The organism is Pseudomonas sp. BS-2016 (genome assembly GCF_001806145.1).
GTDB classification, from domain to species: Bacteria; Pseudomonadota; Gammaproteobacteria; order Pseudomonadales; family Pseudomonadaceae; genus Aquipseudomonas; species Aquipseudomonas lundensis.
In genome coordinates this window covers 52,741-65,273 of sequence record NZ_MLCT01000009.1, presented here as the reverse complement: position 1 = coordinate 65,273, position 12,533 = coordinate 52,741, and the positions used below count along the sequence as shown (strand labels likewise).

General features: G+C 56.4%; 11 protein-coding genes. 10 read left to right on the top strand and 1 reads right to left on the bottom strand.

Going from position 1 to position 12,533, the window contains the following annotated elements:
• Positions 1 to 66: 66 nt before the first annotated feature.
• From ppsA to BKD70_RS00970, 9 genes are all read left to right on the top strand, one after another.
• Complete coding sequence (ppsA, locus tag BKD70_RS01010; RefSeq protein ID WP_047276308.1) at positions 67 to 2,442, top strand: phosphoenolpyruvate synthase; 2,376 nt, start codon at positions 67 to 69, stop codon at positions 2,440 to 2,442.
• 105 nt (positions 2,443 to 2,547) lie between these two features.
• Positions 2,548 to 3,576 carry an alpha/beta fold hydrolase gene (locus tag BKD70_RS01005; protein WP_080960357.1) on the top strand — a complete coding sequence of 343 codons (1,029 nt, stop codon included), beginning with the start codon at positions 2,548 to 2,550 and terminating at the stop codon, positions 3,574 to 3,576.
• Between the two features lie 149 nt (positions 3,577 to 3,725).
• Positions 3,726 to 4,217 carry a ribonuclease E activity regulator RraA gene (gene rraA / locus BKD70_RS01000; protein ID WP_047276306.1) on the top strand — a complete coding sequence of 164 codons (492 nt, stop codon included), beginning with the start codon at positions 3,726 to 3,728 and terminating at the stop codon, positions 4,215 to 4,217.
• Between the two features lie 24 nt (positions 4,218 to 4,241).
• Complete coding sequence (locus BKD70_RS00995; RefSeq protein ID WP_047276305.1) at positions 4,242 to 5,237, top strand: CorA family divalent cation transporter; 996 nt, start codon at positions 4,242 to 4,244, stop codon at positions 5,235 to 5,237.
• Between the two features lie 63 nt (positions 5,238 to 5,300).
• Positions 5,301 to 5,546: a hypothetical protein gene (locus BKD70_RS00990; RefSeq protein WP_047276304.1), complete on the top strand. Its 246-nt coding sequence runs from the start codon at positions 5,301 to 5,303 to the stop codon at positions 5,544 to 5,546.
• A 2-nt stretch (positions 5,547 to 5,548) separates the two neighbouring features.
• Positions 5,549 to 6,373, top strand: a complete 825-nt coding sequence (locus tag BKD70_RS00985) for a mechanosensitive ion channel domain-containing protein (RefSeq protein ID WP_047276302.1) — start codon at positions 5,549 to 5,551, stop codon at positions 6,371 to 6,373.
• Positions 6,374 to 6,463: 90 nt separating this feature from the next.
• Positions 6,464 to 7,054, top strand: a complete 591-nt coding sequence (gene sigX / locus BKD70_RS00980; RefSeq protein WP_094995084.1) for an RNA polymerase sigma factor SigX — start codon at positions 6,464 to 6,466, stop codon at positions 7,052 to 7,054.
• A gap of 106 nt (positions 7,055 to 7,160) precedes the next feature.
• The gene (locus tag BKD70_RS00975) at positions 7,161 to 8,138 is read left to right on the top strand and encodes an OmpA family protein (RefSeq protein WP_047276298.1); all 978 of its coding nucleotides are present in this window, start codon (positions 7,161 to 7,163) and stop codon (positions 8,136 to 8,138) included.
• Between the two features lie 181 nt (positions 8,139 to 8,319).
• On the top strand, positions 8,320 to 9,345 hold the full coding sequence (locus BKD70_RS00970; protein WP_047276296.1) for a quinone-dependent dihydroorotate dehydrogenase: 1,026 nt from the start codon (positions 8,320 to 8,322) through the stop codon (positions 9,343 to 9,345).
• A 114-nt stretch (positions 9,346 to 9,459) separates the two neighbouring features.
• On the opposite strand, the gene rmf is transcribed toward BKD70_RS00970, so the two are convergent.
• Positions 9,460 to 9,675, bottom strand: a complete 216-nt coding sequence (gene rmf / locus BKD70_RS23995) for a ribosome modulation factor (protein ID WP_010448881.1) — start codon at positions 9,673 to 9,675, stop codon at positions 9,460 to 9,462.
• Positions 9,676 to 10,217: 542 nt separating this feature from the next.
• On the opposite strand from rmf, the gene rlmKL reads away from it, so the two are divergent.
• Positions 10,218 to 12,488, top strand: a complete 2,271-nt coding sequence (gene rlmKL, locus BKD70_RS00965; RefSeq protein ID WP_047276294.1) for a bifunctional 23S rRNA (guanine(2069)-N(7))-methyltransferase RlmK/23S rRNA (guanine(2445)-N(2))-methyltransferase RlmL — start codon at positions 10,218 to 10,220, stop codon at positions 12,486 to 12,488.
• Positions 12,489 to 12,533: the final 45 nt, after the last annotated feature.

Sequence of the window (12,533 nt, the reverse complement as noted above, 5' to 3'; positions counted from 1 at the left end):
GAGATGCCGCCCTGTAGAGCGTCCAGCGCCCTGAGCTTTTCCAACACAGTTAGTGGAGAGATCACCTTGGTAGAGTACGTAGTTTCCCTCGATAAGCTCGGCGTCCATGATGTAGAGCATGTGGGGGGCAAGAACGCATCCCTCGGCGAGATGATCAGTAATCTTGCAGGCGCCGGTGTTTCGGTACCCGGTGGTTTCGCCACCACGTCTGCGGCCTATCGCGATTTTCTTGAACTCAGCGGTTTGAACGATCAGATCCACGCGGCACTCGACGCGCTGGATGTTGATGACGTGAACGCACTGGCCAAAACCGGCGCCCAGATCCGTCAATGGATCATGGAAGCCGAGTTCCCGGAGAAGCTCAACGAAGCAATTCGCACGGCATTTGCCAGCTTGTCGCAGGGCAACCCCGACATGGCAGTGGCCGTTCGTTCTTCAGCCACCGCCGAAGACCTGCCGGACGCATCCTTTGCCGGTCAGCAAGAAACCTTCCTTAACATCCGTGGTGTAGAAAACGTGATTCGTGCGACCAAGGAAGTGTTCGCTTCCCTGTTCAACGACCGTGCCATTTCCTACCGCGTGCATCAGGGCTTCGATCACAAACTGGTCGCCCTGTCTGCGGGCGTACAGCGCATGGTGCGTTCCGAAACCGGGACCGCTGGCGTGATGTTTACCCTGGACACCGAGTCGGGCTTCCGTGATGTGGTCTTCATCACCGGCGCCTACGGCCTGGGCGAAACCGTCGTACAAGGCGCGGTTAACCCGGACGAGTTCTACGTTCACAAACCGACGCTGGACGCAGGCCGTCCTGCGATCCTGCGCCGTAACCTGGGCAGCAAAGCCATCAAGATGATCTACGGCGACGAAGCCAAGGCCGGTAAGTCGGTCAAGGTCATCGACGTCGAACCCGCTGATCGCGCACGTTTTTGCCTGAGTGACGCTGAGGTCTGCGAATTGGCCAAGCAAGCGATGATCATCGAAAAGCACTACAAGTGCCCGATGGACATCGAATGGGCCAAAGATGGCGATGACGGCAAGCTGTACATCGTTCAGGCACGTCCTGAAACCGTGAAAAGCCGTTCTCAGGCCAATGTCATGGAGCGCTACCTGCTCAAGGAAACCGGCACTGTGCTGGTAGAAGGCCGTGCGATCGGCCAGCGCATCGGCGCTGGCAAGGTCCGCATCATTAAAGACGTGTCCGAAATGGACAAAGTGCAGCCGGGCGACGTACTGGTGTCCGACATGACCGACCCGGACTGGGAACCGGTCATGAAGCGTGCAAGCGCTATTGTGACCAACCGGGGCGGCCGTACCTGCCACGCGGCGATCATTGCCCGTGAGCTGGGCATCCCGGCCGTGGTGGGTTGCGGCAATGCCACCCAACTGTTGAAAGACGGCCAGGGTGTCACTGTTTCATGTGCCGAGGGCGATACCGGTTTTATTTTTGAAGGCGAGCTGGGCTTCGACATCAAGAAAAACTCCGTGGATGCCATGCCGGAGCTGCCGTTCAAAATCATGATGAACGTCGGTAATCCGGATCGCGCCTTCGACTTCGCGCAGTTGCCGAATGCCGGTGTGGGCCTGGCCCGCCTGGAGTTCATCATCAACCGCATGATCGGCGTGCACCCCAAAGCCCTGTTGAACTACGACGGTCTGCCGCAGGACATCAAGGAAAGCGTCGACAAACGTATCGCCGGTTATAACGATCCGGTGGGTTTCTATGTTGAGAAACTGGTCGAAGGCATCAGTACGCTGGCAGCGGCTTTTGCGCCGAAGAAAGTGATCGTGCGCCTGTCGGATTTCAAGTCCAACGAATACGCCAACCTGATCGGCGGCAAGCTGTACGAGCCGGAAGAAGAAAACCCGATGCTGGGGTTCCGGGGTGCTTCGCGTTACATCAGCGAAAACTTCCGTGACTGCTTCGAACTCGAATGCCGTGCCCTGAAGCGTGTGCGCAATGAGATGGGCCTGACGAACGTCGAAATCATGGTGCCATTCGTGCGTACCTTGGGCGAAGCCAGTCAGGTGATCGATTTGCTGGCTGAGAACGGCCTCACGCGTGGCGAAAACGGCCTGCGCGTCATCATGATGTGCGAGCTGCCGTCCAACGCGATTCTGGCGGATGAGTTCCTGGAGTACTTCGATGGTTTCTCCATTGGTTCCAACGACCTGACTCAGCTGACGTTAGGGCTTGACCGTGACTCGGGTGTTATCGCGCATTTGTTCGACGAGCGTAATCCGGCGGTCAAGAAGCTGTTGTCCAATGCCATCCAGGCGTGCAACAAGGCCGGCAAATACATCGGTATTTGTGGTCAGGGCCCGTCCGATCACCCGGATCTGGCGCGCTGGCTGATGGAGCAAGGCATTGAAAGTGTCTCGTTGAACCCGGATACCGTGCTGGAAACCTGGTTCTTCCTGGCTGAAGGTCAAGCCAAGGCTTGAGTCGTTAAATGAGGGGCAGGGCAGTCCAGTGATTGCCCTGTCCTTATATAAGCAGTGGTAGGGCGAGTTCCTGTATGGGGTCGCCCTTTTTTGTGCAAGAGCATTATGCAAAGCAGCAGTCATCTATTTCCCGTTGCCCTGATCAGCGCCGAGCGTCGGGGCGATCTGAGCGAAGACGTGTATCGCTTGAAACCCGCCAATAGCCCGGATGTGTCCGTGGAATTGGCGGTCACCCGCTTGGGCCTGGCAGATGCCGGGCTGGCGCGGGGCGTGCCCGTGATTTTGTTGCACGGCAGTTTTGCCAATCGGCGTTTCTGGTACTCCCCGAAAGGTGTCGGGCTTGGGGCGTTTTTGGCCCGTGCAGGCTTTGATGTGTGGTTGCCGGAGATGCGCGGCCATGGCCTCTCAGTGCGTAATCAACAATGGCGCAACAATCGCGTGGCCGATTACGCACGTTACGATCTGCCGGCCATTGCTGCGTTTGTGCGTGAGCAGAGCGGGCAGGTCCCGCACTGGATCGGGCATTCTCAAGGCGGCATCACATTGGCCGCGGCACTGGGCGGTCAGTATTTGGGTGAGCCGGCCGTAGCCTCCGCTGCGTTTTTTGGCACTCAGATCAATCGCCGTTACTGGCCATTGAAAATACCGCCGGTGGAGTGGGGCGCTCATTTATTACTAAAACGCTGCGCGCAACTGTCTGGAACGCGCCTTAAGCGCGGGCCTGAGGATGAACCGATCGGCATTGCGCTGGAATCCTTACGCTGGAACGGTTTTCTGGGGCGCTTCAAGGATGCCGAGCGTGACTGGTGGGCGGGGCTGGCTGAAGTCCGCTTGCCGATCATGGCAGTCGCGGCGGCGGGTGACCTGAAAACGCCGGAGCGGGCTTGCCGCACGTTGTATGACCAAATGGGCTCAGAGGCGCGAAAATTCATTACGTTGGGGCATGCGCACGGTTTCAGTTCTGATTTCGGGCACGCTGAAATGCTGGTCAGTGACGCTGCTCAAGCCGAGGTTTGGCCTTTGGTGCTTGAATGGTTACACGGCCACACAGCGCTGCAGCCCTCCGGCACTGGCAAACAAAGCGACGATACCCCATTGGGGTTCCGACAGGCAGCGGTTGAGGCTACTATGTGACGCGATTTGTGGTTTTGGTCATATTGTGTGGCTGGGGCCAGCGTGTGTTCTGACCTGTAGGGCAACATTTAAAGCTTGGCTGCGTGCTGGCGTCTATAACACTAGAACCCTTTGTTTCTTCCTGTAGCGTCTTCTCCCAAGGAGTTTCCATGAACCACTACATCACGCCTGATTTGTGCGATGCCTACCCTGACCAGGTTCAAGTGCTAGAGCCGATGTTCAGCAATTTTGGGGGGCGCGATTCATTTGGTGGCCAAATCGTGACCATCAAGTGTTTTGAGGACAACTCACTGGTCAAAGAGCAGGCAGAGGCAGACGGTAAAGGCAAAGTGCTTGTGGTCGACGGCGGTGGTTCGCTACGCCGTGCTTTGCTGGGCGACATGATCGCTGAAAAGGCGGCGAAAAACGGCTGGGAAGGCCTGGTTATTTACGGCTGCATCCGTGACGTCGACGTCATTGCGCAAACGGATCTGGGCGTACAGGCCCTGGCCAGTCATCCGATGAAAACCGACAAACGCGGGTTGGGCGACCTCAATGTTGCCGTGACCTTTGCGGGCGTGACGTTTCGGCCGGGTGAGTACATTTACGCCGACAATAACGGCGTCATTGTGTCGCCCACTGCTTTGAAAATGCCGGAATAACGGCGCAACCGCTAAGGATCACGGATGTTCGAGGAAGACAACGCTCAATGGGGCCTGGTGCACGCGTTGGTGCTGGACGGCGAGGGCGGTGCCCGCCCGATTGCCCGCACCGAGCTCAATGACCTTGAGTTGCACAGTCATGAAAGCCTCTGGTTGCATTGGGATCGCAGTCATCCTCAAACCCAGAGCTGGTTGCGTAACGCCAGCGGCCTGAGCGAATTCAGCTGTGATTTGCTGCTCGAAGAGAACACCCGTCCACGTCTGCTGCCTTTGCCCAACAATGAACTGCTGCTGTTCTTGCGCGGCGTGAACCTAAATCCGGGGGCGGAGCCGGAAGACATGGTGTCACTGCGCATTTTCGGCAGTGCGCAGCGGGTAATTTCGCTGCGCATGCGCCCTTTGCGTGCAACCGATGAGTTGCTGACGGAGTTCGATCAGGGCGAAGGGCCTAAAAATCCCGCTGAATTGATCCTCTATCTGGCTCAGCACCTGACATTAAAGGTGCAGGATTTGATCGGTGAGCTGTCTGAAATCGTCGATGACGAGGAGGACAAGATAGATGCCGACGAACGGTACACCCCTGAGCATGGCGCGATTTTGCAGATCCGTCGTCGGGCAGCGGCATTGCGTCGTTTTCTTGCACCGCAGCGCGATATTTTCGGACAGCTGACGCGCACCAAATTGCCGTGGTTTACGGCGGACGATGCCGACTACTGGAACGAATTGAATAACAGTCTGACCCGCTACCTGGAAGAGCTGGAATTGACCCGCGAGCGCGTGGGGCTGGTGCTTGAGGCTGAAGATCGGCGTCTGAATGTGCGCATGAGCCGCATCATGTATCGCTTTGGCGTACTGACCGGAATCTTTTTACCCATCACCTTTATTACCGGATTACTCGGTATCAATGTGGGGGGCGTTCCCTTCTCCAATGACCCTTACGGCTTTGCTGTTACGTGCCTCGTCATGCTGGTTATTGGCGTGGGCCAGTGGTGGTTTTATCGCCGGTTGCAATGGTTGTGAAGGGTGGGCATGTGACCCCGTTGATGTGGCCCGCGTCTTTCACTGACATACCGAGAGGTGCTTATGCACGATCCGTTTGAACAGTCTTTACGTGAAATGCTCAAGGCTGAGCCGTCGACCCGTGACGACGATGCATGCCTGGGCCGAGTACTGAAAACTGCAAACCGCCAAGTGGGTGCAGGTGATCTTTTCAGTCTTCTGGGCCGTTGGGTGCAGGCACTGATGATTGCTTTGAACAGCGGTTCGGCTCATATTGCGCCCGTTTCGCGACGCAAACCTGCTGCTCGCCCTGCTGATAAGGCTGATTGAACATGGAACTTGATCTCTGGACCCAGAGCCTGGTCACGGCAATGACCGCCCTTTGGACCAAAATTGCCAACTTCATTCCAAACCTGTTTGGGGCGTTGGTGGTTGTATTGCTGGGTTTCGTGGTTGCAAAACTGCTTGATACCCTGCTGTCGAAGTTGCTGGCCAAGCTGGGCCTTGATCGCCTGATGGGCGGGACCGGCCTGACCAAAATCCTGGGTCGTGCGGGGATCCAGGTGCCGATCTCCACCTTGATCGGCAAGATCGTCTACTGGTTTATTTTGCTGATTTTCCTCGTTTCTGCGGCTCAATCCCTTGGACTTGAGCGGGTTTCAGCTACGCTGGACATTTTCACGCTTTACCTGCCCAAGGTTTTTGGTGCGTTGCTGGTGCTGCTGGTGGGGGTATTGCTTGCGCAATTGCTCAACGGTCTGGTGCGTGGCGCGGCCGAAAGCGTCGGATTTGATTATGCTGGCGGGCTGGGTCGGGTGGCTCAGGGGCTGGTCATCATCATCAGTATTTCAGTGGCCATCAGTCAGCTTGAGGTCAAAACTGACCTGCTGAACCATGTGATTGTCATCGTTTTGATTACCGTTGGTCTGGCCGTTGCGCTGGCAATGGGGTTGGGAAGTCGGGAAATTGCGGGTCAGATCCTTGCCGGGATCTATGTGCGTGAGCTGTATCAGGTTGGGCAAGACGTACGTGTTGGCGAGATAGAAGGGCAGATCGAAGAGATCGGCACGGTTAAAACCACGTTGCTGACCGAGGAGGGTGAGCTAGTCTCCATCTCCAATCGGATCTTGCTGGAGCAGCACGTGACTAGCCGCTGATGCGGCAAACCCTGCTAATGTATGCCGCCGCAAATATGCCTGTGTTCTCGGCTGTGGCGGACATTGACCTGACTGTCGGCACGACTCGTTTTGAATAAAGCCCAATCGCTATCCATGCGCTATGACCCCCGCGAACTCTCTGATGAGGAGCTGGTGGCGCGCTCGCATGATGAGTTGTTTCACGTCACGCGCGCCTATGAAGAGTTGATGCGGCGTTACCAACGCACTTTGTTCAACGTTTGTTCAAGGTATTTAGGGAACGATCGTGATGCTGACGATGTCTGTCAGGAGGTAATGCTTAAGGTGCTGTATGGCTTGAAGAATTTTGAGGGCAAATCGAAATTCAAGACCTGGCTATATAGCATCACCTACAACGAATGCATTACGCAGTATCGGAAGGAACGGCGAAAGCGTCGCTTGATGGACGCATTGAGTATTGACCCCCTTGAGGAAGCGTCTGAAGAAAAGACGCCGAAACCTGAGGAAAAGGGCGGACTCGATCGCTGGCTGGTGCATGTGAACCCGATCGACCGGGAGATTCTGGTGCTGCGATTTGTCGCAGAACTGGAATTTCAGGAAATCGCGGACATAATGCATATGGGTTTGAGTGCGACGAAAATGCGCTACAAGCGTGCTCTTGATAAATTGCGTGAGAAATTTGCAGGCATTGCTGAAACTTAGTTCAGCGCAAATAGCTCTACGTGTAGGTAAGTTCTGATAGACTTGCCGCCGAGTTGTCCCCCGGTATGTGGGACTGCTTTACAATCACCAGATGGGGATTTAACGGATGAAACTGAAAAACACCTTGGGCATTGCCATTGGTTCCTTTGTAGCCGCAACTTCGTTCGGTGCCCTGGCACAAGGCCAAGGCGCGGTCGAGGGTGAACTGTTCTACAAAAAACAGTACAACGACAGCGTCAAGCACGTAGAAGACGGTTACAACCCAGGCGCATCGATCGGTTACTTCCTGACCGACGACGTCTCGTTGAACCTGACCTACGACAAGACCAACCACACCCGTTCGAACGACGGCACTGGCCACCAGAAAATCAAAGGCGACAACTTTGGTCTGAACGCTCAGTACCACTTCGGCACCGTTGGTGACGCTCTGCGTCCTTACGTTTCCGGTGGTGTTGCTCACAAGAGCATGACCAACGTAGAAGCTGACGGCCACAGCGGTCGTGACCAGTCTACTTTCCTGACTGCTGGCGCTGGTGTTAAGTGGTACATCACTGACAACCTGTTCGCCCGTGCAGGCGTTGAAGCTGACTACAAACTGGACAACGGCAAGTGGGACTACGCGCCTACTGTTGGCCTGGGTGTAAACTTCGGTGGCAACGGCGGTAAAGTAGCTCCTGCTCCAGTTCCAGCTCCAGCACCAATCGCTGAGCCAGAACCAGAAGCTCCAATCGCTGAAGTGGTTAAGGTTGAGCTGGACGTTAAGTTCGACTTCGACAAGTCGGTTGTTAAATCGCAGTACATGCCTGACATCCGCAACGTTGCTGATTTCATGAAGCAGTACCCTGCGACCACCACGACTGTTGCTGGTTACACTGACAGCGTAGGTCCAGACGCCTACAACCAAAAACTGTCCGAGCGTCGTGCTAACGCCGTTCGTGCAGCTCTGGTTAACGACGGTGTTGAATCCGGTCGCGTAAACGCAGTGGGTTACGGCGAAGCCAACCCAGTTGCTTCGAACGCAACTGATGAAGGCCGTGCTCTGAACCGTCGCGTAGAAGCTACCGTTCAAGCAGAAGCTAAGTAATTATTAGCTAGCCTGTTCAGAAAAGCCCGGCTCAGGCCGGGCTTTTCTTTGTCTGCGATTTAGTCCCGATGTCTCAAGCCGGGAAGGCCTGAAACGGCGTCCCACACTTCCCTCGCGTCTTACCGCTCGGCACGGCTATAATCGCGCTCACTTTCAGCCGCCTTCCGAGACCATCGAGCCCATGTATAACCTGGCCCGCCAGTTGCTCTTCAAACTTTCCCCTGAAACCTCGCATGATCTGTCTCTGGATTTGATCGGAGCGGGCGGCCGTTTGGGGCTGAACAGTTTGCTGTGCAAGGCGCCAGCCAAGCTGCCCGTTAGCGTCATGGGGCTTGAGTTCCCTAATCCGGTAGGGTTGGCCGCAGGCCTGGATAAAAACGGGGCGGCGATTGATGGATTTGCCCAATTGGGGTTCGGGTTTGTGGAGATCGGCACCGTGACGCCGCGCCCTCAGCCCGGTAATCCCAAGCCGCGGATTTTTCGCTTGCCTGAAGCGCAGGCCATTATCAATCGCATGGGCTTCAACAACCTGGGGGTCGATCATTTGTTGACCCGTGTGCAGGCGGCCAAATACAGCGGGATCCTGGGCATCAACATCGGCAAGAATTTCGATACACCGGTTGAGCGGGCCGTTGATGATTATTTGATTTGCCTGGACAAGGTTTACGCTCACGCGAGCTACGTGACGGTCAACGTCAGTTCTCCGAATACTCCGGGTCTACGCACGCTTCAGTTCGGTGATTCACTCAAGCAGCTTTTGGAGGCCTTACAGCTGCGTCAGAACGAGCTTACGCAGCGTCACGGCAAGCGTGTACCGCTAGCGATCAAGATTGCACCTGACATGACAGATGAAGAAACCGTGCTCGTCGCGCGTGCCTTGCTGGAAACCGGCATGGACGCGGTGATCGCCACCAACACGACGTTGAGTCGCGTCGGTGTGGAGGGCATGGAGCATGGGGATGAGGCAGGCGGCCTGTCGGGTGCGCCCGTACGAGAAAAAAGCACCCATACCGTCAAGGTCCTGGCTGAAGAACTTGCTGGCCGGATGCCGATTATTGCGGCGGGGGGTATCACTGAAGGCAAGCATGCGGCTGAGAAAATCGAGGCGGGTGCCAGTTTGGTGCAGATTTATTCCGGCTTCATTTACAAAGGGCCAGCGCTGATTCGCGAATCAGTGGATGCCATTTCGGCCATCACCCGTCGATAAACACCCAATAAAAAGGGCTCCTTGAAGGAGCCCTTGGGCCGCAGCCCGCCGCCCGGATAGGACGACATGGTTAACGTGTTGCGTATTCGAGGTGATGTCGGAATGTGCCCAGAGTTAGCCGACGGCGTGAAGTTCGTTGAGTCTGTGGATGCCCGCAGTGCCTGTCATACCGTCCCAGTTGTCGCCGCGTCCTTCGCGCCAGCCATTAATCCATGCCTGGCGCACCGACGGTAGAGTAAAAGGGCAAAGCTCACGGGACTTTCCGTTAACGCCATATTGGTATCCGCGCAAGAAAGCTCTTTCCAACGGATCACGCTTAAGTCTTCTCATAGGGTATTGCCCTCACTTGTTGACTGTTTTATATCGCGTCGACCTGACTCAGGTCGGGGCAGAGTGCTTCTGCCGTGGGTGGCTCGCTGCCGGCGTGGCGAGCATTTTTGTTATCACCTGCGCGGTGACAACCTGCGTTCAGTTCTAACCAATGTGGTTGGGTGTGTGAATGATCGTTTTGTCATAAGGACGTAACGATAGTGGTGTTCAGGCCATAAGAAAGGGAGGCCTTTTGCCCCTTTCTACGACCAAAGCCTGATCCTGCGAGTGTTTGCAAAGATGATGCGTTTCATTCTCCGCTGCGAATGACCGCCTTATTTGCTCGGGTACTATTCGACGAAGGGTCTGAATATGTCCCTTTGTTTCAAGATGAATGACCTGTCTCAGCGTCTAAACTCTTCATGCCTGCGGGCAAGGTTGGGCGCGGGGATGGACCGGCACAGTCTCGTGCCACGCGAGCGCTCTTCAAGAAAAGCGCTTGATTGAAAACGGAGCAGGCAATGCGTTGCCTCTTCACAGATAGCTAAAAGCTCAGGAATCCCATGTCGGATCGTTACGAACTCTTCCTTACCTGCCCGAAAGGCCTTGAAGGCTTGCTCCTTGATGAGGCCAAAAGCCTTGGCCTTGAGGACGCTCGCGAGCATACCTCGGCCATTCGTGGTACTGCAGATATGGAAACTGCCTACCGTCTGTGTCTCTGGTCGCGTCTTGCTAACCGCGTATTACTGGTGCTCAAGCGCTTTCCGATGAAGGACGCCGAGGACCTCTATCACGGCGTGCTGGAGGTTGACTGGCAGGATCACATGGTGCCCGATGGCACCTTGGCGGTGGAGTTCAGCGGCCACGGCTCCGGCATCGACAACACCCACTTTGGTGCGTTGAAAGTCAAAGACGCCATTGTCGACAAATTGCGCACGCCGTCCGGCGAGCGTCCGTCGATCGACAAAATCAGCCCTGATTTGCGTATCCACCTGCGACTGGATCGGGGTGAAGCCATTCTGTCGCTGGATCTGTCAGGCAGCAGCCTGCACCAGCGCGGTTATCGCTTGCAGCAAGGCGCTGCGCCGCTCAAGGAAAACCTTGCAGCAGCCATCCTGATTCGTGCGGGCTGGCCGCGCATGGCAGCTGAAGGCGCTGCGCTGGCTGACCCGATGTGCGGTGTGGGCACATTTTTGGTCGAGGGCGCGATGATTGCCGCCGACATGGCGCCTAACCTCAACCGCATTCATTGGGGCTTTGACGCCTGGCTCGGCCACGTACCGGCGATCTGGAAGAAACTTCACCAGCAAGCCACTGAGCGGGCTGAGGCGGGCATGTCAAAACCGCCATTGTGGATTCGGGGTTATGAAGCCGATCCGCGCCTGATCCAGCCTGCGCGCAACAACATCGAGCGCGCCGGTCTGAGTCACTGGATCAAGATTTACCAAGGTGAAGTTGCGACGTTCGAACCTCGCCCGGATCAGAACCAGAAAGGCCTGGTCATTTGTAACCCGCCGTATGGCGAGCGCCTGGGCGATGAGGCGAGCCTGCTCTATCTCTACCAGAACCTGGGCGAGCGCCTGCGTCAGGCCTGTTTGAACTGGGAGGCGGCTGTGTTCACCGGCGCGCCTGACCTGGGCAAGCGCATGGGTATTCGCAGCCACAAACAGTATTCATTCTGGAACGGCGCCTTGCCGTGCAAGTTGCTGCTGATCAAGGTCGTGCCGGACCAGTTCGTGACGGGTGAGCGTCGTACCCCTGAGCAGCGTCAGGCTGAGCGCGAGCAGGCTGAGTCCGATCTGCCGTCCAACATTGAAGCACCGGGTAAATACGAAAAATTCAACAAGAACGGTAACCCGATCAAGCCGGTTCCCGTGGTGGTTGAGCAGCCGCGTTTGAGCGAAGGCGGGCAAATGTTCGCCAATCGTCTGCAAAAGAACCTCAAAGCCTTGGGCAAATGGGTCAAGCGCGAAGGCATCGATTGCTACCGTGTCTACGATGCAGACATGCCTGAATACTCGATGGCGATTGATCTGTACCACGACTGGGTGCACGTTCAGGAGTATGCAGCGCCCAAATCCATTGACCCGGAAAAAGCCTCGGCGCGCATGTTCGATGCGCTGGCGGCCATTCCTCAGGCATTGAACGTCGATAAAAGCCGTGTGATCGTCAAGCGGCGCGAGCGCCAGAGCGGGACCAAGCAGTACGAGCGCCAAAGCGCGCAAGGCAAGTTCACCGAGGTCAATGAAGGCGGCGTGAAGCTGCTGGTCAACCTGACGGACTACCTGGATACCGGTCTGTTCCTCGACCACCGCCCGATGCGCATGAGGATTCAGCGCGAGGCGGCCGGCAAGCGTTTCCTGAACCTGTATTGCTACACCGCAACCGCCAGTGTTCACGCCGCTAAAGGGGGCGCGCGCAGCACCACGAGCGTGGATTTGTCCAAAACTTACCTGGACTGGGCGCGTCGTAATTTGTCGCTCAACGGTTTTTCAGACAAGAACCGTCTGGAGCAGGGCGATGTGATGGTATGGCTCGATGCATGCCGGGAAGAGTACGACCTGATCTTTATCGATCCGCCGACCTTTTCCAATTCCAAGCGCATGGAAGGCATCTTCGATGTCCAGCGTGACCACGTGCAATTGCTGGACCTGGCGATGGCGCGTCTGGCGCCCGGCGGTGTGTTGTATTTCTCCAACAACTTCCGCAAGTTCATCCTCGATGAGCACCTGGAAGCGCGTTACGCCGTCGAAGAAATCACTGCCAGCACGATTGATCCGGATTTTGCCCGCAACAGCAAGATTCACCGCGCCTGGAAAATCACGGCGCGTTGATCGCGCACCTGTCATCCCGGGCTGCAGGCAGGGATGACAGAGGCC